The sequence below is a fragment of the Streptomyces luteogriseus genome, from assembly GCF_014205055.1.
Taxonomy (GTDB): Bacteria; Actinomycetota; Actinomycetes; order Streptomycetales; family Streptomycetaceae; genus Streptomyces; species Streptomyces luteogriseus.
Genome location: NZ_JACHMS010000001.1, coordinates 7,167,938 through 7,191,105 on the forward strand (window position 1 = coordinate 7,167,938; position 23,168 = coordinate 7,191,105).

The 23,168-nt window shown below is 71.7% G+C and carries 19 protein-coding genes; 17 read left to right on the forward strand and 2 right to left on the reverse strand.

The features are described from left to right. The first annotated feature begins 3 nt into the window (after positions 1-3). The 12 genes from BJ965_RS32020 to BJ965_RS32075 all read left to right on the forward strand — a co-directional run bounded on the left by BJ965_RS32020 (position 4) and on the right by BJ965_RS32075 (position 15,167). Complete coding sequence (locus BJ965_RS32020) at positions 4-1,290, forward strand: dihydroorotase (RefSeq protein WP_184913565.1); 1,287 nt, start codon at positions 4-6, stop codon at positions 1,288-1,290. After that, positions 1,287-1,856, forward strand: a complete 570-nt coding sequence (locus tag BJ965_RS32025; protein WP_184913567.1) for a PH-like domain-containing protein — start codon at positions 1,287-1,289, stop codon at positions 1,854-1,856. The genes BJ965_RS32020 and BJ965_RS32025 overlap by 4 nt, the downstream gene beginning before the upstream one ends. Continuing rightward, a complete protein-coding gene (gene carA / locus BJ965_RS32030; protein WP_184913576.1) occupies positions 1,853-2,995 on the forward strand; it encodes a glutamine-hydrolyzing carbamoyl-phosphate synthase small subunit in 1,143 nt (380 codons plus the stop codon). The genes BJ965_RS32025 and carA overlap by 4 nt, the downstream gene beginning before the upstream one ends. Further along, positions 2,988-6,296: a carbamoyl-phosphate synthase large subunit gene (carB, locus tag BJ965_RS32035; protein ID WP_184913584.1), complete on the forward strand. Its 3,309-nt coding sequence runs from the start codon at positions 2,988-2,990 to the stop codon at positions 6,294-6,296. The genes carA and carB overlap by 8 nt, the downstream gene beginning before the upstream one ends. Before the next feature lie 70 nt (positions 6,297-6,366). After that, a complete protein-coding gene (locus BJ965_RS32040) occupies positions 6,367-7,473 on the forward strand; it encodes a quinone-dependent dihydroorotate dehydrogenase (protein WP_184913586.1) in 1,107 nt (368 codons plus the stop codon). Next, positions 7,470-8,315: an orotidine-5'-phosphate decarboxylase gene (pyrF, locus tag BJ965_RS32045; protein ID WP_184913588.1), complete on the forward strand. Its 846-nt coding sequence runs from the start codon at positions 7,470-7,472 to the stop codon at positions 8,313-8,315. The genes BJ965_RS32040 and pyrF overlap by 4 nt, the downstream gene beginning before the upstream one ends. Positions 8,316-8,592: 277 nt before the next feature. After that, positions 8,593-8,916 (forward strand): integration host factor, encoded by a 324-nt coding sequence (locus BJ965_RS32050; RefSeq protein ID WP_003977346.1) that lies wholly within the window; start codon positions 8,593-8,595, stop codon positions 8,914-8,916. 58 nt (positions 8,917-8,974) lie between these two features. Beyond that, positions 8,975-9,568, forward strand: coding sequence for a guanylate kinase (gmk, locus tag BJ965_RS32055; protein ID WP_184913590.1), 594 nt, complete (start codon positions 8,975-8,977; stop codon positions 9,566-9,568). Between the two features lie 68 nt (positions 9,569-9,636). After that, positions 9,637-9,909 (forward strand): DNA-directed RNA polymerase subunit omega, encoded by a 273-nt coding sequence (rpoZ, locus tag BJ965_RS32060; RefSeq protein ID WP_003988945.1) that lies wholly within the window; start codon positions 9,637-9,639, stop codon positions 9,907-9,909. A gap of 114 nt (positions 9,910-10,023) precedes the next feature. Next, positions 10,024-11,226 (forward strand): bifunctional phosphopantothenoylcysteine decarboxylase/phosphopantothenate--cysteine ligase CoaBC, encoded by a 1,203-nt coding sequence (gene coaBC, locus BJ965_RS32065; RefSeq protein WP_184913592.1) that lies wholly within the window; start codon positions 10,024-10,026, stop codon positions 11,224-11,226. 237 nt (positions 11,227-11,463) lie between these two features. Beyond that, positions 11,464-12,672 (forward strand): methionine adenosyltransferase, encoded by a 1,209-nt coding sequence (gene metK, locus BJ965_RS32070; RefSeq protein WP_184913594.1) that lies wholly within the window; start codon positions 11,464-11,466, stop codon positions 12,670-12,672. Positions 12,673-13,013: 341 nt separating this feature from the next. Next, a complete protein-coding gene (locus tag BJ965_RS32075) occupies positions 13,014-15,167 on the forward strand; it encodes a primosomal protein N' (RefSeq protein WP_184913596.1) in 2,154 nt (717 codons plus the stop codon). Positions 15,168-15,308: 141 nt separating this feature from the next. Here the strand turns inward: BJ965_RS32075 and BJ965_RS32080 are convergent, their stop codons facing one another. Next, positions 15,309-15,860, reverse strand: coding sequence for a hypothetical protein (locus BJ965_RS32080; protein ID WP_184913598.1), 552 nt, complete (start codon positions 15,858-15,860; stop codon positions 15,309-15,311). Positions 15,861-16,186: 326 nt separating this feature from the next. Between BJ965_RS32080 and fmt the strand changes: the two genes are divergently transcribed. Both fmt and BJ965_RS32090 read left to right on the forward strand, forming a co-directional pair. Beyond that, positions 16,187-17,119 carry a methionyl-tRNA formyltransferase gene (fmt, locus tag BJ965_RS32085; protein ID WP_184913600.1) on the forward strand — a complete coding sequence of 311 codons (933 nt, stop codon included), beginning with the start codon at positions 16,187-16,189 and terminating at the stop codon, positions 17,117-17,119. 167 nt (positions 17,120-17,286) lie between these two features. Continuing rightward, complete coding sequence (locus BJ965_RS32090) at positions 17,287-18,705, forward strand: RsmB/NOP family class I SAM-dependent RNA methyltransferase (protein ID WP_184913602.1); 1,419 nt, start codon at positions 17,287-17,289, stop codon at positions 18,703-18,705. Here BJ965_RS32090 and BJ965_RS32095 read toward each other — a convergent pair. Beyond that, the gene (locus BJ965_RS32095; protein ID WP_184913604.1) at positions 18,686-20,827 is read right to left on the reverse strand and encodes an MMPL family transporter; all 2,142 of its coding nucleotides are present in this window, start codon (positions 20,825-20,827) and stop codon (positions 18,686-18,688) included. The two genes, BJ965_RS32090 and BJ965_RS32095, sit on opposite strands and share 20 nt — an antisense overlap. A 131-nt stretch (positions 20,828-20,958) precedes the next feature. Between BJ965_RS32095 and rpe the strand changes: the two genes are divergently transcribed. From rpe to BJ965_RS32110, 3 genes are all read left to right on the forward strand, one after another. Further along, positions 20,959-21,645: a ribulose-phosphate 3-epimerase gene (rpe, locus tag BJ965_RS32100; RefSeq protein ID WP_030843203.1), complete on the forward strand. Its 687-nt coding sequence runs from the start codon at positions 20,959-20,961 to the stop codon at positions 21,643-21,645. 78 nt (positions 21,646-21,723) lie between these two features. Further along, the gene (locus tag BJ965_RS32105; protein ID WP_184913606.1) at positions 21,724-22,767 is read left to right on the forward strand and encodes a sugar-binding transcriptional regulator; all 1,044 of its coding nucleotides are present in this window, start codon (positions 21,724-21,726) and stop codon (positions 22,765-22,767) included. A 3-nt stretch (positions 22,768-22,770) separates the two neighbouring features. Then, positions 22,771-23,145 (forward strand): barstar family protein, encoded by a 375-nt coding sequence (locus BJ965_RS32110; protein WP_221513268.1) that lies wholly within the window; start codon positions 22,771-22,773, stop codon positions 23,143-23,145. Positions 23,146-23,168 lie beyond the last annotated feature (23 nt).

Genomic DNA, 23,168 nt, shown 5'->3' on the forward strand with positions numbered 1-23,168 from the left:
CAGATGAGCAAGATCCTGATCCGTGGTGCGAAGGTGCTGGGCGGCGAGCCGCAGGACGTCCTGATCGACGGCGGGACGATCGCCGAGGTGGGGAGCGGGCTGTCCGGCGAGGGCGCCGAGGTCGTCGAGGCCGACGGCAAGGTACTGCTGCCGGGCCTGGTCGACCTGCACACCCATCTGCGCGAGCCCGGCCGTGAGGACTCCGAGACCGTCCTCACCGGCACCCGCGCCGCCGCCTCCGGCGGCTACACCACCGTGTTCGCCATGGCCAACACCTTCCCGGTCGCCGACACCGCCGGTGTCGTCGAGCAGGTCTGGCGGCTCGGCAAGGAGCACGGCTACTGCGACGTGCAGCCGATCGGTGCCGTCACCGTCGGCCTGGAGGGCCGCAAGCTCGCCGAGCTGGGCGCCATGCACGAGTCCGCCGCCGGCGTCACCGTCTTCTCCGACGACGGCAAGTGCGTCCACGACGCCGTGATCATGCGCCGGGCCCTGGAGTACGTGAAGGCCTTCGGCGGTGTCGTCGCCCAGCACGCGCAGGAGCCGCGGCTGACCGAGGGTGCCGAGATGAACGAGGGCATCGTCTCCGCCGAGCTGGGCCTCGGGGGATGGCCCGCGGTGGCCGAAGAATCGATCATCGCCCGGGATGTCCTGCTCGCCGACCACGTCGGCTCCCGCGTCCACATCTGCCACCTGTCGACCGCCGGCTCCGTCGAGATCGTCCGCTGGGCCAAGTCCCGCGGCATCGCCGTCACCGCCGAGGTCACCCCCCACCACCTCCTCCTCACGGATGAGCTGGTGCGCACCTACAACCCCGTCTACAAGGTCAACCCGCCGCTGCGCACCGAGCGCGACGTCATGGCCCTGCGCGAGGCCCTCGCCGACGGCACGATCGACATCGTCGCCACCGACCACGCCCCGCACCCGCACGAGGACAAGGACTGCGAGTGGGCCGCGGCCGCCATGGGCATGGTCGGCCTGGAGACGGCCCTGTCGGTGGTGCAGGAGACCATGGTCGACACGGGCCTGCTGGACTGGGCCGGCGTCGCCGACCGGATGTCCGTCAAGCCCGCGCAGATCGGACGGGCCACCGGCCACGGACGTCCCGTCTCGGCAGGTGAGCCCGCCAACCTCACCCTGGTCGACTCGGCATACCGTGGGCTCGTGGAACCCGCGGGCTTCGCCTCGCGCAGCCGCAACACCCCCTACGAGGGGCGTGAGCTGCCGGGCCGCGTGACGCACACGTGGCTGCGGGGCAAGGCCACGCTCGTCGACGGGAAGCTCACGTGACACCTGTACTCCTGCTGGCCGCCGAGAAGGAATCGGCGCAAGTGACCGACTGGGCCGCCCGCATCGGCTGGGTCGTCGGCCTCGGCCTGTTCGTCGCGCTCGTCTACTGGCTGATGCGCGAGGGCTGGAAGTGGCGCGGCACCCTCCAGGGCGACCTGCCCGAGCTGCCCACCGCCCCGGACGACCCGGGGCCCGCGAAGTTGGCCATGAGCGGTCGCTACCACGGCTCCACCACGGCCGGTCAGTGGCTCGACCGCATCGTCGCCCGGGGCCTGGGCACCCGCAGCCGGGCCGAGCTCACCCTCACGGACGCCGGCCTCGACGTCGTACGCCCCGGGGCGAGCGACTTCTTCGTCCCGGCCGCCCAGCTGCGTGAGGCCCGGCTCGACAAGGGCATCGCCGGCAAGGTGCTCACCGAGGGCGGCCTGCTCGTCGTCACCTGGGAGCACGGCGACCGGCTGATCGACTCCGGGTTCCGCTCCGACCACGCGGCCGAGCACAACGAGTGGGCCGAAGCCCTCAACTCCATGATCGAAACGAACACCAGGGAAGGCGCCGAACGATGACCACCTCCACCAGGGGAGCCGCCAAAACTCCCGCCGTACTCGTCCTGGAGGACGGCCGGATCTTCCGCGGTCGCGCCTACGGGGCCGTGGGGGAGACCTTCGGCGAAGCGGTGTTCTCCACCGGCATGACCGGCTACCAGGAGACCCTCACCGACCCCTCGTACCACCGCCAGGTCGTGGTGATGACCGCCCCGCACGTCGGGAACACGGGCGTGAACGACGAGGACATGGAGTCCAGGAAGATCTGGGTCTCCGGCTACGTCGTGCGCGACCCCGCGCGCGTGCCGTCCAACTGGCGCTCCCGGCGCACGCTCGACGAGGAGCTCGGCGCCCAGGGCGTCGTCGGCATCAGCGGCATCGACACCCGCGCCCTCACCCGCCACCTGCGCGAGCGCGGCGCCATGCGCGTCGGCATCTTCAGCGGCGACGCCGTCCGGGACGACGCCGCGCTGCTGGCCCGCGTCCAGGAAGCGCCGCAGATGAAGGGCGCGAACCTCTCCGCCGAGGTCGCCACCGACGTGCCGTACGTCGTCCCGGCCATCGGCGAGAAGAAGTTCACCGTCGCCGCCGTCGACCTCGGCATCAAGGGCATGACCCCGCACCGCATGGCCGAGCGCGGCATCGAGGTGCACGTGCTCCCGGCCACCGCGACCGTCGAGGACGTCTACGCGGTGAACCCGGACGGCGTGTTCTTCTCCAACGGCCCGGGCGACCCGGCCACCGCCGACCACCCCGTCTCCGTGATGCGGGGCGTCCTGGAGCGCGGCACGCCGCTGTTCGGCATCTGCTTCGGCAACCAGATCCTCGGCCGCGCGCTCGGCTTCGGCACCTTCAAGCTGAAGTACGGCCACCGCGGCATCAACCAGCCGGTGCAGGACCGCACGACCGGCAAGGTCGAGGTCACCGCGCACAACCACGGCTTCGCCGTCGACGCCCCGCTCGACCAGGTCTCCGAGACCCCGTTCGGCCGCGCCGAGGTGTCGCACGTCTGCCTGAACGACAACGTGGTGGAGGGGCTCCAGCTCCTCGACCGCCCCGCCTTCAGCGTCCAGTACCACCCCGAAGCGGCAGCCGGCCCGCACGACGCCGCCTACCTGTTCGACCGCTTCGTATCCCTGATGGAGGGCCAGCGTGCCTAAGCGCACCGATATCCAGTCCGTCCTGGTCATCGGCTCCGGCCCGATCGTCATCGGCCAGGCCGCCGAGTTCGACTACTCCGGCACCCAGGCGTGCCGCGTCCTGAAGGCCGAGGGCCTCAGGGTCGTCCTGGTGAACTCCAACCCGGCGACGATCATGACCGACCCGGAGATCGCCGACGCCACCTACGTCGAGCCGATCACCCCCGAGTTCGTCGAGAAGATCATCGCCAAGGAGCGCCCCGACGCGCTGCTGCCCACCCTGGGCGGCCAGACGGCCCTCAACACGGCCATCTCGCTGCACGAGGCGGGGACCCTCGACAAGTACGGCGTCGAGCTGATCGGCGCCAACGTCGAGGCCATCAACAAGGGCGAGGACCGCGACCTCTTCAAGGAGGTCGTCGAGGCCGTACGCCGGAAGATCGGTCACGGCGAGTCCGCCCGCTCGGTCATCTGCCACTCCATGGACGACGTCCTCGCCGGCGTCGACACGCTCGGCGGCTACCCCGTCGTCGTCCGCCCCTCCTTCACCATGGGCGGCGCCGGCTCCGGCTTCGCCCACGACGAGGAGGAACTGCGCCGCATCGCCGGCCAGGGCCTCACGCTCTCCCCGACCACCGAGGTGCTCCTGGAGGAGTCCATCCTCGGCTGGAAGGAGTACGAGCTGGAGCTGATGCGCGACAAGCACGACAACGTCGTGGTCGTCTGCTCCATCGAGAACTTCGACCCCATGGGCGTGCACACCGGCGACTCGATCACCGTGGCGCCCGCGATGACGCTGACCGACCGCGAGTACCAGACCCTGCGCGACATCGGCATCGCCGTCATCCGCGAGGTCGGCGTCGACACCGGCGGCTGCAACATCCAGTTCGCGGTGAACCCCGAGGACGGTCGCGTGATCGTCATCGAGATGAACCCGCGCGTGTCGCGTTCCTCGGCGCTCGCCTCCAAGGCGACCGGCTTCCCGATCGCCAAGATCGCCGCCAAGCTCGCCGTCGGCTACACGCTGGACGAGATCCCGAACGACATCACGCAGGAGACCCCGGCCTCCTTCGAGCCGACGCTCGACTACGTGGTCGTGAAGGCCCCGCGGTTCGCCTTCGAGAAGTTCCCGAGCGCGGACGCCACCCTCACCACCACCATGAAGTCGGTCGGCGAGGCCATGGCCATCGGCCGCAACTTCACCGAGGCCTTCCAGAAGGCGCTGCGCTCGCTGGAGAAGAAGGGCAGCCAGTTCACCTTCGTCGGCGAGCCCGGCGACAAGGAACAGCTGCTGCGCGACTCGGTCCGCCCCACGGACGGCCGCATCAACACCGTCATGCAGGCCATCCGCGCCGGTGCCACGCCCGAGGAGGTCTTCGAGTACACGAAGATCGACCCCTGGTTCGTCGACCAGCTCTTCCTGATCAAGGAGATCGCCGACGAGCTGGCCGAGGCCCCCGAGCTGACCACCGACCTGCTCGCCGAGGCCAAGCGGCACGGCTTCTCCGACACGCAGATCGGTGAGATCCGCGGCCTGCGCGAGGACGTCGTGCGCGAGGTCCGGCACGCGCTCGGCATCCGCCCGGTCTACAAGACGGTCGACACCTGCGCCGCCGAGTTCGCCGCCAAGACGCCGTACTTCTACTCCTCCTACGACGAGGAGACGGAGGTCGCCTCCCGCGAGAAGCCGGCCGTCATCATCCTGGGCTCCGGCCCGAACCGCATCGGCCAGGGCATCGAGTTCGACTACTCCTGCGTCCACGCCTCCTTCGCGCTCAGCGACGCGGGCTACGAGACCGTGATGGTCAACTGCAATCCGGAGACCGTCTCCACTGACTACGACACCTCCGACCGCCTGTACTTCGAGCCGCTGACGCTCGAGGACGTGCTGGAGATCGTGCACGCCGAGCAGCAGGCCGGACCGGTCGCGGGCGTCGTCGTGCAGCTCGGCGGCCAGACCCCGCTGGGCCTGTCGCAGGCGCTGAAGGACAACGGCGTGCCGATCGTCGGCACCTCCCCGGAGGCCATCCACGCCGCCGAGGACCGGGGCGCCTTCGGCCGTGTCCTGGCGGAGGCCGGCCTCCCGGCCCCCAAGCACGGCACCGCCACCACCTTCACCGAGGCCAAGTCCATCGCCGACGAGATCGGCTACCCGGTCCTGGTCCGCCCGTCCTACGTCCTCGGCGGGCGCGGCATGGAGATCGTCTACGACGAGACGCGCCTGGAGGCGTACATCGCCGAGTCGACCGAGATCAGCCCCTCGCGGCCGGTCCTGGTCGACCGGTTCCTCGACGACGCGATCGAGATCGACGTCGACGCCCTCTACGACGGCGAGGAGCTCTACCTCGGCGGCGTCATGGAGCACATCGAGGAGGCCGGCATCCACTCCGGCGACTCGGCCTGCGCCCTGCCCCCGATCACGCTGGGCGGCTTCGACATCAAGCGCCTGCGCGCCTCCACGGAGGGCATCGCCAAGGGCGTCGGGGTCCGCGGGCTGATCAACATCCAGTTCGCGCTCGCGGGCGACATCCTCTACGTCCTGGAGGCCAACCCGCGCGCGTCCCGGACCGTCCCCTTCACCTCGAAGGCGACGGCGGTGCCGCTGGCCAAGGCCGCCGCCCGCATCTCGCTCGGCGCGACCATCGCCGAGCTGCGCGCCGAGGGCCTGCTCCCGGCCGACGGTGACGGCGGTGAGCTCCCGCTCGACGCGCCGATCTCCGTCAAGGAGGCCGTTATGCCGTGGTCGCGCTTCCGCGACATCCACGGCCGCGGCGTCGACACGGTCCTCGGCCCGGAGATGCGCTCCACCGGCGAGGTCATGGGCATCGACTCCGTCTTCGGCACGGCGTACGCCAAATCGCAGGCCGGCGCCTACGGACCGCTGCCCACCAAGGGACGCGCCTTCATCTCGGTCGCCAACCGCGACAAGCGCTCGATGATCTTCCCGGCCCGCGAGCTGGTCGCGCACGGCTTCGAGCTGCTCGCCACCTCCGGCACCGCGGAGGTCCTCAAGCGCAACGGCATCAATGCCACCGTCGTGCGCAAGCAGTCCGAGGGCACCGGCCCGAACGGCGAGAAGACCATCGTCCAGCTCATCCACGACGGCGAGGTCGACCTCATCGTCAACACCCCGTACGGCACCGGTGGCCGCCTCGACGGCTACGACATCCGTACGGCGGCCGTGGCACGCTCCGTGCCCTGCCTGACGACGGTCCAGGCACTCGCGGCGGCGGTCCAGGGCATCGACGCCCTCAACCGCGGAGACGTGAGCGTCCGATCGCTCCAGGAACACGCGGAACACCTGACCGCGGCCCGCGACTAGCAGCCCCGAGGGGGACACCGGAAACGGTGTCCCCCTCTTCGTGAGGACGCCATGTCTTCGTGAGGACACCATGTACAAGATCTTCTTCCGTCTCGTCTTCAAGCGGCTGGACCCGGAGCAGGCCCACCACCTGGCCTTCCGCTGGATCCGCCTGGCCGCCCGCGTGCCCGTGCTGCGCACCTTCCTCGCGGCCGCCCTCGCGCCCCGCCACAAGGAGCTGCGCACCGAGGCCCTCGGACTGCGCATGCACGGCCCCTTCGGGCTCGCCGCGGGCTTCGACAAGAACGCCGTCGGCATCGACGGCATGGCCATGCTCGGCTTCGACCACGTCGAGATCGGCACGGTCACCGGAGAGCCGCAGCCCGGCAACCCCAAGCAGCGGCTCTTCCGCCTGGTCAAGGACCGGGCGCTGATCAACCGCATGGGCTTCAACAACGACGGCTCGCTCCGCGTCGCCGCCCGCCTGGCCTCCCGCACGCCCGTCTTCAAGCCGGTCGTGGGCGTCAACATCGGCAAGACCAAGGTCGTTCCCGAGGAGGAGGCCGTCGCGGACTACGTGAAGTCCGCCGAGCGGCTCGCGCCGTACGCCGACTACCTGGTCGTCAACGTCTCCTCGCCGAATACGCCGGGTCTGCGCAACCTCCAGGCGACGGAGGCGCTCCGCCCCTTGCTGAGCGCCGTCCGCGAGGCCGCCGACCGCGTCGTGTCCGCGCGGCGCGTCCCGCTCCTGGTCAAGATCGCGCCGGACCTCGCCGACGAGGACGTCGACGCCGTCGCCGACCTCGCCGTGGAGCTCGGCCTGGACGGGATCATCGCCACGAACACCACCATCGCGCGCGAGGGACTCGGTCTGAAGTCGGACGCCTCCCTGGTCAAGGAGACCGGCGGCCTGTCCGGAGCGCCCCTGAAGGAACGCTCCCTGGAGGTCCTGCGCCGCCTCTACGCGCGCGTGGGCGACCGGATCACCCTGGTGGGCGTGGGCGGCATCGAGAACGCCGAGGACGCCTGGCAGCGCATCCTGGCCGGCGCCACGCTGGTCCAGGGCTACAGCGCCTTCATCTACGAGGGGCCCTTCTGGGGCCGCTCCATCCACAAGGGGCTCGCCGCACGCCTGGCCACGAGCCCCTACGCCACGCTCGCCGACGCGGTGGGCGCCGACGTGAGGAAGACGGCATGAGTGGTCTCGAGCCCTTCGGCGCGCGCCTGCGCCGTGCCATGGACGAGCGCGGCCCGCTGTGCGTCGGCATCGACCCGCACGCCTCCCTGCTCGCCGAGTGGGGCCTGAACGACGACGTGGCGGGCCTGGAGCGGTTCAGCCGCACGGTCGTCGAGGCGGTGGCCGACCGGGTCGCCGTGCTCAAGCCGCAGAGCGCGTTCTTCGAGCGCTTCGGCTCGCGCGGCGTCGCCGTGCTGGAGAAGTCGGTCGCCGAGGCCCGGGCGGCCGGCGCGCTGGTCGTGATGGACGCCAAGCGAGGCGACATCGGCTCCACCATGGCCGCGTACGCCGAGTCCTTCCTGCACAAGGACGCGCCGCTGTTCTCCGACGCCCTGACCGTTTCGCCCTACCTCGGCTACGGATCGCTCAGCCCGGCCGTCGCGCTGGCCCGGGAGAGCGGCGCCGGACTGTTCGTGCTGGCGCTGACCTCCAACCCGGAGGGCGGCGAGGTCCAGCACGCCGTGCGGCCCGGCGGCCGGAACGTCGGAGCGACGATGCTCGCGCACCTGGCCGCCGAGAACGCGGGGGAGGAGCCCCTGGGGTCCTTCGGCGCGGTCGTCGGCGCCACCCTGGGTGATCTGTCGTCGTACGACCTGGACATCAACGGCCCCCTCCTCGCACCCGGCATCGGCGCCCAGGGCGCCACGCCGGCCGATCTTCCCGGGGTCTTCGGGGCGGCGGTGCGCAATGTCGTGCCGAACGTCAGCAGGGGAGTACTACGCCACGGTCCCGACGTGGTCGCTCTGCGTGACGCCGCGGAGCGCTTCGCGGAGGAGATCCGTCACACCGTGACGTCCTCGTGAGGGCGTCCGGACGTTCTCGCGAGACCTCCGATGAGTGGCCCGGGGCCCGCTTGAATCTGAATACATCCTCAAATCCGGGGCAGTATGTCCTAAATGTCCGTTCAGATGAAGGCTGACCAGGACTTTTCCGCTGTTCTCGCTGACTCTGGCGGACTTGCCCGCTAGTCTCCGACGAGAGAACGGGCAAGCGTGTGTTGCTCGTGGCTCCCCAGGTGTGGGGCGACTAGGTTCCTCACCGGTCCGTATCCGACAGTTCGACATCCGAGGTGACGTAGGCGTGGCTCTTCCGCCCCTTACCCCTGAACAGCGCGCAGCCGCGCTCGAAAAGGCCGCCGCGGCTCGCCGGGAGCGGGCCGAGGTCAAGAATCGACTCAAGCACTCCGGCGCCTCCCTTCACGAGGTCATCAAGCAGGGCCAGGAGAACGACGTCATCGGCAAGATGAAGGTCTCCGCCCTGCTCGAGTCGCTGCCGGGCGTGGGCAAGGTCCGCGCCAAGCAGATCATGGAGCGACTCGGCATCTCCGAGAGCCGCCGCGTGCGGGGCCTCGGGTCCAACCAGATCGCCTCCCTGGAGCGCGAGTTCGGCAGCACCGGTTCCTGAACCGGGCGCTCCGGGGGAGTGAGTCCCGGGCACTCCGCGATTGCTGGATAATCGCTGCATGGCTGCAACACCCCGGGGGACGACCCCCGTGCCCCCGGACGTACGTCCGCGGCTGACCGTGCTCTCCGGCCCCTCCGGGGTCGGCAAGAGCACGGTCGTCGCCCATATGCGCAAGGAACATCCCGAGGTCTGGCTCTCCGTGTCGGCGACGACGCGCAAGCCCCGGCCCGGCGAGCAGCATGGAGTCCACTACTTCTTCGTCTCCGACGACGAGATGGACAAGCTGATCGCCAACGGGGAACTGCTGGAGTGGGCCGAGTTCGCCGGCAACCGCTACGGCACGCCGCGAGCGGCCGTGCAGGAGCGGCTGGAGAACGGCGAGCCCGTGCTGCTCGAGATCGACCTCCAGGGCGCTCGCCTGGTCCGTGAGTCGATGCCCGAGGCCCAGCTGGTGTTCCTGGCTCCTCCCTCCTGGGAGGAGCTCGTGCGCCGACTCACCGGGCGGGGCACCGAACCGCCCGAGGTGATCGAGCGCCGGCTGGAAGCGGCGAAGATCGAACTCGCGGCCGAGCCGGAGTTCGACACCACCCTGGTCAACACCTCCGTCGAGGACGTGGCGCGCGAGCTGCTAGCCTTGGTGGACGTCGTGTGACCATCGCCGATCGTTCCGGTCGGCTGATCAGCCCGACAGATTCTTTCCCATCCATCGGAAGGTAGAGCGTGTCCTCTTCCATCTCCGCGCCCGAGGGCATCATCAACCCGCCGATCGACGAGCTCCTCGAGGCCACCGACTCGAAGTACAGCCTCGTGATCTACGCGGCCAAGCGTGCCCGCCAGATCAACGCGTACTACTCGCAGCTCGGCGAGGGTCTCCTCGAGTACGTCGGTCCCCTCGTCGACACCCACGTCCACGAGAAGCCGCTCTCGATCGCCCTCCGCGAGATCAACGCGGGGCTCCTGACGTCCGAGGCCGTCGAGGGCCCGGCGCAGTAAGCAGGATTCACAGCTTGACGCTGACTTGTCCACAGGCCCGGCAGGCCGACTGCCGGGCCTGTGGTGTGTCATGGAGTCGTACGGTGTGCCGGTTGCCGAGGTCCGGGGAGAGACGTGGACAAGCCGAAGGTCGTTCTGGGGGTCAGCGGGGGCATCGCCGCGTACAAGGCCTGTGAGCTGCTGCGGCGGCTGACGGAGTCGGGCCACGACGTGCGTGTGGTGCCCACCGCCTCCGCGCTGCACTTCGTCGGCGCCGCGACCTGGTCCGCGCTCTCCGGCCACCCGGTCTCCACCGAGGTGTGGGACGACGTGCACGAGGTCCCGCACGTCCGCATCGGGCAGCACGCGGACCTGGTCGTCGTCGCCCCGGCCACCGCCGACATGCTCGCCAAGGCGGCCCACGGCCTCGCCGACGACCTCCTGACCAACACGCTGCTCACCGCCCGCTGCCCGGTCGTCTTCGCCCCCGCCATGCACACGGAGATGTGGGAGCACCCGGCCACCCAGGAGAACGTGGCGACGCTGCGCCGCCGCGGCGCCGTCGTCATCGAGCCGGCCGTGGGCCGCCTCACCGGTGTCGACACCGGCAAGGGCCGACTGCCCGACCCGGGCGAGATCTTCGAGGTCTGCCGCCGCGTGCTGGCCCGGGGCGTCGTCGAGCCCGACCTCGCAGGCCGGCATGTCCTCGTCAGCGCCGGTGGCACCCGTGAGCCCCTGGACCCCGTGCGCTTCCTCGGTAACCGCTCCTCCGGAAAGCAGGGCTACGCCCTCGCCCGCACTGCCGCCGCGCGCGGCGCCCGCGTCACACTGATCGCGGCCAACAGCGCCCTGCCGGCCCCGGCGGGCGTCGACGTCGTGCCGGTCGGTACCGCCGTGGAACTGCGCGAGGCGGTGCTGCGCGCCGCCCCCGACGCCGACGCCGTGGTGATGGCCGCCGCCGTGGCGGACTTCCGCCCGGCGGCGTACGCGGCGGGGAAGATCAAGAAGAAGGACGGCCATGAACCGGAGCCGCTCATCCTGGTGCGGAATCCGGACATCCTCGCGGAGATCTCCGGTGACCGGACCCGCCCCGGACAGGTGATCGTCGGCTTCGCCGCGGAGACGGACGACGTCCTCGCCAACGGCCGCGCCAAGCTCAAGCGCAAGGGCTGCGATCTGCTCGTCGTGAACGAGGTGGGGGAGCGCAAGACCTTCGGTTCCGAGGAGAACGAGGCGGTCGTGCTCGGTGCCGACGGCAGCGAGACCGCGGTGGCACACGGACCCAAGGAAGCCCTGGCCGACACCGTGTGGGACCTGGTGGCCGAGCGCCTGCGCTGATGTCTCGGATGCGGAGCACCCCCGCGAAAGCCGGTCGTTCTGGGCGTGGCGCCTCTGGCCAATGCCGCTCGGCATTGGGCAGAATGCCCGTGCCGCAGGTCACAGCACTCCCGAGTGGCGAGACAGGGGGCCCGTGGCCGAAGCGTGACCCGTAAACTGTTCCACGGACGGCGCCGGGTGCAGCCCCCGCCGTCCGCCAATGATCAGCCAGCAGCCGCTGCAACCCCAGGGAGCGTTGTGTCCCGTCGCCTTTTCACCTCGGAGTCCGTGACCGAGGGTCACCCCGACAAGATCGCTGACCAGATCAGCGACACCATTCTCGACGCGCTCCTGCGCGAGGACCCGTCCTCTCGGGTCGCCGTCGAGACCCTGATCACGACCGGCCTGGTGCACGTGGCCGGCGAGGTCACGACCAAGACGTACGCGGACATCGCGACGCTGGTCCGGAGCAAGATCCTCGAAATCGGCTACGACTCCAGCAAGAAGGGCTTCGACGGCGCCTCCTGCGGCGTGTCGGTGTCGATCGGCGCGCAGTCCCCGGACATCGCCCAGGGCGTGGACACGGCGTACGAGTCCCGTGTCGAGGGTGACGAGGACGAGCTCGACAAGCAGGGCGCGGGCGACCAGGGCCTGATGTTCGGCTACGCGACGGACGAGACGCCGACGCTGATGCCGCTGCCGATCTTCCTGGCCCACCGCCTGTCGAAGCGCCTGTCCGACGTGCGCAAGAACGGCACGATCCCCTACCTGCGCCCGGACGGCAAGACGCAGGTCACCATCGAGTACGACGGCGACAAGGCGGTCCGCCTGGACACCGTCGTCGTCTCCTCGCAGCACGCCTCGGACATCGACCTGGACTCGCTGCTGGCTCCGGACATCAAGGAGTTCGTCGTCGAGCCGGAGCTGAAGGCGCTCCTGGACGAGGGCATCAAGATCGACACGGAGAACTACCGTCTCCTGGTCAACCCCACCGGCCGCTTCGAGATCGGCGGCCCGATGGGTGACGCCGGCCTGACCGGCCGCAAGATCATCATCGACACCTACGGCGGCATGGCCCGCCACGGCGGCGGTGCCTTCTCCGGCAAGGACCCGTCCAAGGTCGACCGCTCCGCGGCGTACGCGATGCGCTGGGTCGCGAAGAACGTGGTCGCCGCCGGTCTCGCCACCCGCTGCGAGGTCCAGGTCGCGTACGCGATCGGCAAGGCCGAGCCGGTGGGTCTGTTCGTCGAGACCTTCGGCACCGCCAAGATCGACACGGAGAAGATCGAGAAGGCGATCGACGAGGTCTTCGACCTCCGCCCGGCCGCCATCATCCGCGACCTCGACCTGCTCCGCCCGATCTACTCCCAGACCGCCGCGTACGGCCACTTCGGCCGCGAGCTCCCCGAGTTCACGTGGGAGCGGACGGACCGCGTGGACGCGCTGCGCAAGGCCGCGGGGCTGTAAGTCCCGTCCTTCAGGGCATCGTGTGAGGCCCGGCACCCTTCGGGGGGCCGGGCCTCCGCCATGACCTCAGGCCTCACCGGGAGGGGGCTCTCTCCTGCCCGCGGTCCCAAAACGGCTCGCGGACGGCGGCGGACGCTCCTTACGGTGGGAGTGCGCCGGGGCGCCCGGTGCGAAGGCGACGGCTACTTCTGGGCTCGAAGCAGCCCCCGCGGGTTCGAATCCCGCCGTCGGCCGGGCGGTGCCCGGTGGCGTGGCCGAGTGGTCCAAGGCGAGTGCGCGCCGTCACCGAGAGGGAACTCGGGCGCCCCCGTTTGTCAGTGGTGTTTGGTAAGAATGCAAGCGTGAGCAGCGAGAACGAACAGGCGGGCGGCGGGGCGGAGGGTGCGCCGCCCGAGCAGCTCGCGCTCATCCGGGACAGCGTGCGCAAGGCCAAGAAGCCCCGGGCCAAGCCGCGGACCTGGCGGGGGGCCGCGCTCGCCAGGGAACTGCCCGTCGCGCGCGTGCTCGTCGACAAGGGCGTGCTCCATCTCGACCGGTACTTCGACTATGCCGTGCCCGAGGAACTGGACGCGGACGCCCGGCCGGGCGTGCGGGTGCGGGTCCGGTTCGGGGCCGGGCGGCATCGCGTGCGGGAGGGGCGGCGCGAGGGCGGCGGGCTGATCGACGGGTTCCTCGTCGAGCGGCTGGCCGAGTCCGACTACTCGGGCCCGCTGGCCGCCCTCGCCCAGGTCGTGTCGCCCGAGCAGGTGCTCAGCACGGAACTGCTGGATCTGGCCAGGGCGGTCGCCGACCGGTACGCGGGCAGCCTCGCCGACGTCCTGCAGCTCGCCGTACCGCCGCGCAACGCACGCGCCGAGCAGCGGTCCTCACCCGACCCGCTGCCACCGCCCCCGGCGCCCGAGACAGGCTCCTGGCAGCGGTACGAGCGGGGAGCGGCGTTCCTGGAGTCCCTGACCTCCGGCGGGGCGCCCCGGGCCGTGTGGAACGCGCTGCCCGGCCCGCAGTGGAGCGAGGAACTGGCCCGGGCCGTCGCCGCGACGCTGGCCTCCGGGCGCGGGGCGCTCGCCGTCCTGCCCGACGGACGGGCGGTCGCACGGGTCGACGCCGCGCTGACCTCGCTGCTGGGGAAGGGGCGGCATGCGGTGCTCACCGCCGACGCCGGCCCCGAGAAGCGGTACGCGCAATGGCTCGCGGTACGGCGTGGCTCCGTACGGGCCGTGATCGGGACGAGGGCCGCGATGTTCGCGCCTGTCCAGGACCTCGGCCTGGTCGCCCTCTGGGACGACGGCGACGACAGCCACAGCGAGCAGCACGCCCCGCAGCCCCACGCCCGCGAGGTGCTCCTGCTGCGGGCCGCCCAGGACAAGTGCGGCTTCCTGCTGGGGAGCTGGGGCTGCACGGTGGAGGCCGCGCAACTCGTCGAGAGCGGCTGGGCCCGGCCGCTCGTCGCCGGGCGGGAGCAGGTGCGCGGAGCCGCTCCGCTGGTACGGACCGTCGGCGACCAGGATCTCGCGCGCGACGAGGCGGCCCGGGCCGCCCGGCTGCCCACCCTCGCCTGGCAGGCCGTCAGGGACGGGCTGCGGAACGGCCCGGTGCTGGTGCAGGTGCCCCGCAGGGGGTACGTGCCGCGTATGGCCTGCGCCAACTGCCGGGCGCCCGCGCGCTGCCGGCACTGCTCGGGACCGCTGGAGGCACCCGACGGCGATGCCCTGAACTGCGGGTGGTGCGGTCGCGCGGAGAGCGGGTGGCACTGCCCGGACTGCGGATCCTTCCGCCTGCGCGCCTCGGTCGTCGGCGCGCGGCGGACCGCCGAGGAGCTCGGCCGGGCCTTCCCCGCGGTGCCGGTGCGCACCTCGGGGAGGGAACACGTGCTCGACACGGTGCCGGGGGCGCCCGCACTGGTCGTGAGCACGCCGGGCGCCGAGCCCGTTGCCGAAGGCGGCTACGCGGCGGCGCTGCTGCTGGACGGGTGGGCCATGCTCGGGCGGCCCGATCTGCGGGCGGGGGAGGACGCTTTGCGGCGGTGGATCGCGGCCGCGTCCCTCGTCCGGCCGCAGTCGGCCGGCGGCACGGTGGTGGTCGTGGCCGAGCCGACGCTGCGCCCCGTACAGGCGCTCGTCCGCTGGGATCCCGTGGGGCACGCGGTGCGGGAACTCGCCGAGCGGTCCGAGCTGGGATTCCCGCCGGTGTCGCGGATGGCGTCCGTGTCGGGTCCCGCGGAGGCGGTGGCCGACTTCCTCCGTACGGCCGAATTGCCGCCGGAGGCCGAGGTGCTGGGGCCGGTGCCGTTGCCGGTCCCCGCCGCCGGGCGGCCCCGGCGGGCGGGGGCGCCGCCGCCCGGGGAGCAGTGGGAGCGGGCGCTGCTGCGGGTGCCGCCCGGCAGGGGCGCCGCGCTGGCCGCCGCGCTCAAGGCCGCGCAGGCCGCGCGGATGGCCCGGGGAGGCGGAACCGGCACCGGTGTGTGGGTGCGGGTGGATCCTGCCGACATCGGGTGATCCGCGGGTGGCGGTGGCGGGCGGAGGCTGATCCGTGGCGGCGCCGGCGCCCACCGAGGCGGCTGATCCGCTGGGTGCGCGTGCCGCCTGGAGACGCGGCTGCCCTCCCGGAGCGTTCCGGGAGGGCAGAGAGAGGGTGCGTCAGCCGTTGCGCGGGCCCGGGAAGGCCGTCGGCCTTGCTTCGTCGCGCAGTGCGGGGCTGCCGGCCGTCGGCTGTGTGGGCATGGAGCGTGCCGCGGGCACCGTCGGAACCGTGGGGAGGCCGGTGGTCACATTGACCGAGCGGCCGCCCGTCGGCGTCGGCTCCGGTGTGCGCTCCGGCTCCGCCACGGCCGACTGTGCCGCCGCACGGCGGGCGCCGTAACGGCGGTGGACCGCCTGCTTGGTGACTCCGAGGGCGGAGCCCACCGCGTCCCACGAGAAGCCGAGTGAGCGGTCGAAGTCCACGGCCGCCGTGACCAGGGTCTCGACACTGTCCCGCAGCTCCTGGGCGAGGCGTACCGTCGGGGCGGGGGCGCGTCCGTAGACGACGAAGCCCGTGGACGGGCCGGAGCGGCGCGGGCGGTAGACGTTCCCCAGCTGGGCGGTGAGCGTGCGCAGTGCGTCCACCTGCCGGCGGACCCGCTCGATGTCGCGCACCAGCAAGTGCAGGCTGGCCCGAGCCTGGGCGTCGTGGGTTGCGTGGTCGGCCATGAACAAGCCTCTCGAACCGGCGTTGAAAGGAATGGGCCGCGATCGCGGCCCGTTGTGGTCAACTCTGTCTTGACCAACGCGGATTCGCTCCGCGGGTCACGGTGTGGGGGCGTGGGGGCATATGCGTGCGCCCCGTTTGCGCGGGCTGTGCGCCTCGGCCTTCGGCCTTCGCCGCTTGTTCTTCCGCCCGCGCAGCGCCCGTAGCAGCCGATCACGAGGCCGAGCCCTCCTGTGGGTGCTGAGCGCCGTCGGCGGCCTCCCGTCCCGGGCTCATAGACTTGGGCGCTGCCCGTCCGATTCCCGCCCCGAGAGGCCCCCACCACCCCATGAAGCTCGTCTTCGCCGGTACACCCGAGGTCGCCGTTCCCGCTCTGGACGCTCTGCTCGCCTCCGGGCGGCACGAGGTGGCCGCCGTCGTCACGCGGCCCGACGCGCCGGCCGGGCGCGGACGCAGGCTCGTCGCGTCGCCCGTCGCCGAGCGGGCGGAGGAGGCCGGGATCGAGGTGCTGAAGCCCGCGAAGCCGAAGGACCCCGAGTTCCTGGAGCGGCTGCGGGAGATCGGGCCGGACTGCTGCCCCGTCGTCGCCTACGGAGCGCTGCTGCCCCGGGTCGCCCTCGACATCCCCGCGCAGGGCTGGGTCAATCTGCACTTCTCCCTGCTGCCGGCCTGGCGCGGTGCCGCGCCCGTGCAGCACGCCATCATGGCCGGCGACGAGATCACCGGTGCGTCGACGTTCCTGATCGAGGAAGGGCTCGACTCCGGGCCCGTGTACGGGACGGTGACCGAGGAGATCCGGGCCACCGACACCAGCGGGGACCTGCTGACCCGGCTGGCGTTCGCCGGTGCCGGGCTGCTCGCGGCGACGATGGACGGGATCGAGGACGGCACGCTGAAGGCGGTACCGCAGCCGGCCGACGGGATCAGCCTCGCCCCGAAGGTCAACGTCGAGGACGCGCACCTCGACTTCGGCGCGCCCGCGCTGCGCGTCGACCGGATGGTGCGGGGCTGCACCCCGGCCCCCGGCGCCTGGACCACCTTCCGGGGCGAGCGCCTCAAGCTCATCCAGGTCGCCCCCGCGCCCGACCGGACGGACCTCGCCCCGGGGCAGATCGCCGCCGGGAAGAACAACGTCCACGTCGGCACCGGCTCGTACGGCGTCGAGCTGCTGTGGGTGCAGGCCCAGGGCAAGAAGCCGATGCGGGCGGCGGACTGGGCGCGCGGGGTGCGGATCGCCGAGGGCGAGCGGCTCGGCGGCTGACGCCGGGCGGGGCCGACGACGCGGCCCGACACCGCCCCCCTGCCCTGCCCCGCTCTTCTCTCCTCTGCGCTGCTCCCGGTCGCGCTCGTGCCGTCGCGGGTTTCGTCCTGCTCCCGGCGGCGTAGGCTGGACGGCGCACTTCATCTCACCCCCGGAGCACCTTTTTCGTGAGCGAACAGCCCCGTCGAGCCCGCACGTCAGGCAAGCCCTACCGCCGGCCCAAGAAGGACCCCGTCCGCGTCCTCGCCTTCGAGGCGCTGAGGGCCGTGGACGAGCGGGACGCCTACGCCAACCTCGTGTTGCCGCCCCTGTTGCGCAAGGCGCGCGAGAAAGACGACTTCGACGCCCGGGACGCGGCGCTGGCCACCGAGCTGGTGTACGGGACGCTGCGGCGGCAGGGGACGTACGACGCGGTCCTGGCGTCATGTGTGGACCGGCCGCTCCGAGAGGTCGACCCGCCGGTGCTGGACGTGCTGAGCCTCGGCGCGCATCAGCTGCTCGGCACACGGATCCCGACGCACGCGGCCGTGTCCGCCACCGTCGAGCTGGCGCGGGTCGTGCTCGGCGACGGGCGGGCCAAGTTCGTCAACGCCGTGCTGCGCAGGGTCGCGCAGGACGATCTCGACGGCTGGCTGGAGCGGGTCGCGCCGCCCTACGACGACGATCCCGAGGACCATCTCGCCGTCGTCCACTCGCACCCGCGGTGGGTCGTGTCGGCGCTGTGGGACTCCCTCGGCGGCGGACGGGACGGCGTCGAGGAGTTGCTGCGCGCCGACAACGAACGGCCCGAGGTGACCCTGGTGGCGCGGCCCGGGCGGGCCACCCCGGAGGAACTGCTCGACGAGGACGCCGCCGTACAGGGGCGCTGGTCGCCCTATGCCGTGCGGCTGACCGAGGGCGGGGAGCCGGGCGCCATCGCGGCCGTGCGGGACGGGCGCGCGGGCGTGCAGGACGAGGGCAGCCAGCTCGTCGCCATCGCCCTCGCCAACGCGCCCCTGGACGGACCCGACCGGCGCTGGCTGGACGGGTGCGCGGGGCCCGGCGGCAAGGCGGCGCTGCTCGGCGCGCTCGCCGCGCAGCGAGGGGCCCTGCTCGTCGCCTCCGAGAAGCAGACCCATCGCGCGGGCCTCGTCGCGAAGGCGCTGGACGGCAACCCGGGGCCCTACCAGGTGATCGCCGCGGACGGGACGCGTCCGGCGTGGCGTCCCGGCAGCTTCGACCGGGTGCTGGTCGACGTGCCGTGCACGGGCCTCGGCGCCCTGCGCCGCCGTCCCGAGGCGCGCTGGCGGCGCCGTCCGCAGGACCTGGAGGGCTTCGCGCCGCTGCAGCGCGGCCTGCTGCGCACCGCGCTGGAGTCCGTGCGGGTCGGCGGTGTCGTGGGCTACGCGACCTGCTCGCCGCACCTCGCCGAGACCCGGGCCGTCGTCGCCGACGTGCTCAAGCAGCACCCGGACACGGAACTCGTGGACGCCCGGCCGCTGCTGCCCGGCGTACCGGACCTGGGCGACGGGCCCGACGTGCAGCTGTGGCCGCATCTGCACGGGACCGACGCGATGTATCTGGCGCTCATTCGTCGGACCGGCTGACCCCCGCTCCCACGGCCGTCCGGTCGGGCGACCCGCCGTCGTGGCGCGCCAGCCGGTGCGGCCACCACACCTTCGGCCCGACGTCCAGGAACAGCGACGTCACCAGGACCGAGCGGACGATGAAGGTGTCGATGAGGACGCCGAGGGCGACCGTGAAGCCGATCTCGGCGAAGGCGACCATCGGGAGGGTGCCGAGGGCGGCGAAGGTCCCGGCCAGGACCAGGCCGGCGGAGGTGATGACCGCCCCGGTGGCCGCGAGGCCCGTGACCACGCCCGGTCTGGTGCCCTGGCGGGCCGCCTCCTCGCGGATGCGGGTGGTCAGGAAGATGTTGTAGTCGATGCCCAGGGCTACCAGGAACACGAAGACGAACAGCGGGAAGTCGGTCGCCTCGCCCGCGTAGTCGAAGATGTACCGGAACGCGAGCGCGCTGATGCCGAGGGCCGCCGCGAACGACAGGATCACCGTGCCGATCAGCAGCAGTGGGGCGATCAGGGCGCGCAGCAGCACACAGAGGATCAACAGGACGACCACCAGCACCAGCGGGATGATCAGCATGTTGTCGTGCGTGGTCGCCTTGTCCATGTCCAGCAGGGCCGCCGTACCGCCGCCGACCTTGGCATCGGCGTCCGGCACCGCGTGCACGGCGTCCCGCACCCGCTCGACCGTCTGTTTGGCGGCCTCGCTGTCCGCCGGGGCGGTCATGGTGGCCTCGAAGAGGACCTGGCCCTCGAAGGCCGGTTTGGTGCCGGGCGGCAGACCGAGGGACTGGGGGACCACGCCCTGCGTCCCGGCGACCGCGCGGCCCACCTGCACGGCCTGCGCCTGGTTGCTGACGATGACCAGAGGGTCGCCGCTCCCCGCCGGGAAGTAGCGCGCCGACACCTCCTGCCCGGTGATCGAGTCCGGTTTCCCGGTGAACGCGTCCGCGTTGCCGATGCCCTCCGCGCGCAACTGGATCAGGCCCAGCGAGCAGACCGCCAGCGCGAGCGCCGTCGCGGCCCAGACCATCCGCGGCCGGTGCGCGATACGACGGCCCGTGCGGGCCCAGATGCCGCGCTCGGTCGGGTCGGGACTGCCGTAGTGCGGGACCACCGGCCAGAAGATCCATCGGCCGAAGATCACCAGCAGGGCCGGGAACAGGCTCATCATCGCCACCAGGGCGACGGCCACGCCGATCGCGGCCACCGGGCCCAGGCCGCTCGTGGAGTTCATCTCCGCGGCCAGCAGCACCAGCATGCTCAGCACGACCGTCGCGCCGGAGGCGAGCACGGCCGGGCCGGCCCGGTGCAGCGCCAGGGCCATCGCCTCGTGCCGGTCCTCGTGCCGGCGCAGTTCCTCCCGGTAGCGGGCCACCAGCAGCAGGGCGTAGTCCGTCCCCGCCCCGAAGACCAGCACCGTGAGGATGCCGGCACTCTGGCCGTTGACCGTCAGGCCCCCGTGCTCGGCCAGCAGGTAGATCAGCGCCTGGGCGGCGAACAGCGCGCAGACGACCGCGACCAGGGGGACCAGCAACAGCGTCAGGCTGCGGTAGGTGATGAGCAGCATGACGACGACGACCGCCATCGCGGAGAGCAGCAGGGTCGAGTCGATGCCCTCGAAGGCCTCCGCGAAGTCCGCGGACGTGCCGCCCGGGCCCGTGATGTGCACGGTCATCCCGTCGATGTCCGCGCCGACGTCGTCCCGGATGGAGTCCACGGCAGGTGAGATCCGCTCCCAGCCCTCCTCGTCCATCATGATCGGCACGAAGACCTGGGCCGCTCGCGGATCGGCCTGCCGGTCGAACACCGGCCCCCGCGTCTGCTCCCCGATGATGCCGTGGTCGCTCAGCTGCTTCAGCTGCCGCACGTCCTCGGCGATCACCGCCCGGTCCTGCGCCGTCAGGCCGCTCTCCCGCGCGTAGATCACCACCGCCGGGATCTGCTCCGGCCGGAAGTCCTCGGAGATCTGCAGCACCTGCGTCGACTCCGCGGACCCCGGCAGCCACGACGCGGCGTCGTTGTCCTGCGCGTCGGTGAGCTTCATGGCGAACGGCGCGGCGATGAACAGCACGACCACCCAGAAGACCAGTACGAGCCACTTGGCCCGCCGTCCGCAGACGAGATGTGCGACGCCCTGCTTCATGACGGTCCCCTCCACGAAGACGCCCGGTAGAGGGCGCGGGGAACTGTGCGACAAGCCACCCGAGTCCCGCGCCCGACGGACCACCTGGGTCCGATGCTCACAACCCCCGGAGGGCATGGCAGTCTTAGGACATGGCCGCGCAGATCAACCCCAGCATCCTGTCCGCAGACTTCGCCCGCCTCGCGGACGAGGCGAAGGCCGTGGAAGGAGCCGACTGGCTCCACGTCGACGTCATGGACAACCATTTCGTCCCGAACCTCACGCTCGGTGTGCCGGTCGTAGAGTCGCTGGCCCGTGCGACGGACACCCCGCTGGACTGCCATCTGATGATCGAGGCCCCCGATCGGTGGGCGCCCCAGTACGTGGAAGCGGGGGCCGGTTCGGTCACCTTTCACGTCGAGGCCGCCGCAGCTCCGGTCCGGCTCGCCCGGGAGATCCGTGCCAAGGGCGCCCGCGCCTCCATGGCGCTGAAGCCCGCGACTCCCATCGAGCCGTACGAGGACCTGCTCCCCGAGCTCGACATGCTGCTGATCATGACGGTCGAACCGGGCTTCGGGGGACAGGCCTTCCTCGACATCATGCTTCCGAAGATCCGCCGCACCCGCGAGTTGATCAGCAAGCACGGACTGGAACTCTGGCTCCAGGTCGACGGCGGAGTTTCCGCTTCGACGATCGAGCGGTGCGCGGACGCCGGAGCCGACGTTTTCGTGGCCGGATCGGCGGTCTACGGGGCAAACGACCCGGCCCAGGCGGTACGTGCACTACGCACGCAGGCCGAGGCGGCGACGGCGAAGGCCTCCTGGGCCTGCGACCACTGAGCCACAGCAAAGTGAACGGCTCTCATCAGGGCTGATCAACCGCGCCACATCTGCAAGGATGAACGGCGAATCCAGAGTGTGAACAGCAGTGAGGAGATCGCCGTGTCGGGTATGTCGGCGGGCCGGTCAGCCATGCGGATGGGACCCGCTGAGCTGGTGCAGGCGGCGGCCATGGCCCGCCGCTTCTACCTCGAGGGCAAGTCCAAGATCCAGATCGCGGAGGAGTTCGGCGTCAGCCGCTTCAAGGTGGCCCGGGTCCTGGAGACCGCCCTCGAAAGGGATCTCGTGCGTATCGAGATCCGTGTCCCTGCCGAACTGGACGCCGAGCGCTCGGACGCGCTCCGCGCCCGCTACGGCCTCAGGCACGCCGTCGTGGTCGAGTCTCCGGCCGAGGCCGAGGAGACGCCCGACCCCGAGAACCTGGGAGAGGTGGCCGCCGACCTGCTCGGCGAACTGGTCGACGAAGGTGATGTGCTGGGCCTGGCCTGGGGCCGCTCCACCATCCACATGGCGGCGGCGCTCGACCGGCTGCCCCCGTGCACGGTGGTGCAGCTGACGGGCGTGTACGACGCCGGTACCGCCGAACGCGGCTCGGTCGAGGCCGTGCGCCGCGCCGCCCAGGTGTCCGGCGGAGACGCCCATCCCATCTACGCCCCGATGCTGCTGCCCGACGCGGCCACGGCCACGGCGCTGCGCAACCAGACGGGGATCGCCCGGGCCTTCGAGCACTTCGACAAGGTCACCGTCGCCTGTGTCTCCATCGGCTCCTGGGAGCCGGGCATCTCCACGGTGCACGACATGCTCAGCGACGAGGAGCGCGCGCACTACGCCTCGCTCGGTGTCGCCGCCGAGATGTCCGCGCACCTCTTCGACGCCGACGGCCGCCGGGTCGGCCGGGACCTGGGCGAGCGGTGCATCACGGTGAAGGCCGACCAGCTCCGCCGGATCCCCGAGGTCGTGGCGATCGCGGGCGGGCAGCGCAAGGGTCCCGCGATCGACGCGGTGCTGCGGTCCGGGCTCGTCACCAGCCTGGTGACGGACACCTCGGCCGCGGACTACCTGATGACGGCCGGCCCGGCACCGAAGTCCGCGCTCAACAGGTCCGACCCGGACGGAGTCTGACGGATGGTCAGGGAGTCGCGCGGGGTGCCCGGTGATCCGGCGGGCCGGATCGTGCTCGTCCTGGACCTGGACGGGGTCACGGACAAGGCGGGCCTGATGGACCGCTGTGCCCGTGACCTGGCCCTGCCCGACTGGTTCGGCCGCAACTGGGACGCCCTCGCCGACTGCCTCGCCGACCCCGCCCTCTGGCCCGAGGAGGCCGGGGAGCGGGGGCTGCTGGTCGTCGTCCGGGGCTGGCGGAAGTACGCCGAGACACGGCCCGACGAGTGGCAGGTCGCCGAGGAGATCTTCGCTGAGGCGACGGACCGGGGCCCGGGGCTGTTCGTGACCCTCGGCCTTGGAGAATCCTCCGAGAGGCCCCCTGACCAGCCTGGATGATCCGCTGGGGGCGGTTCGGGCGG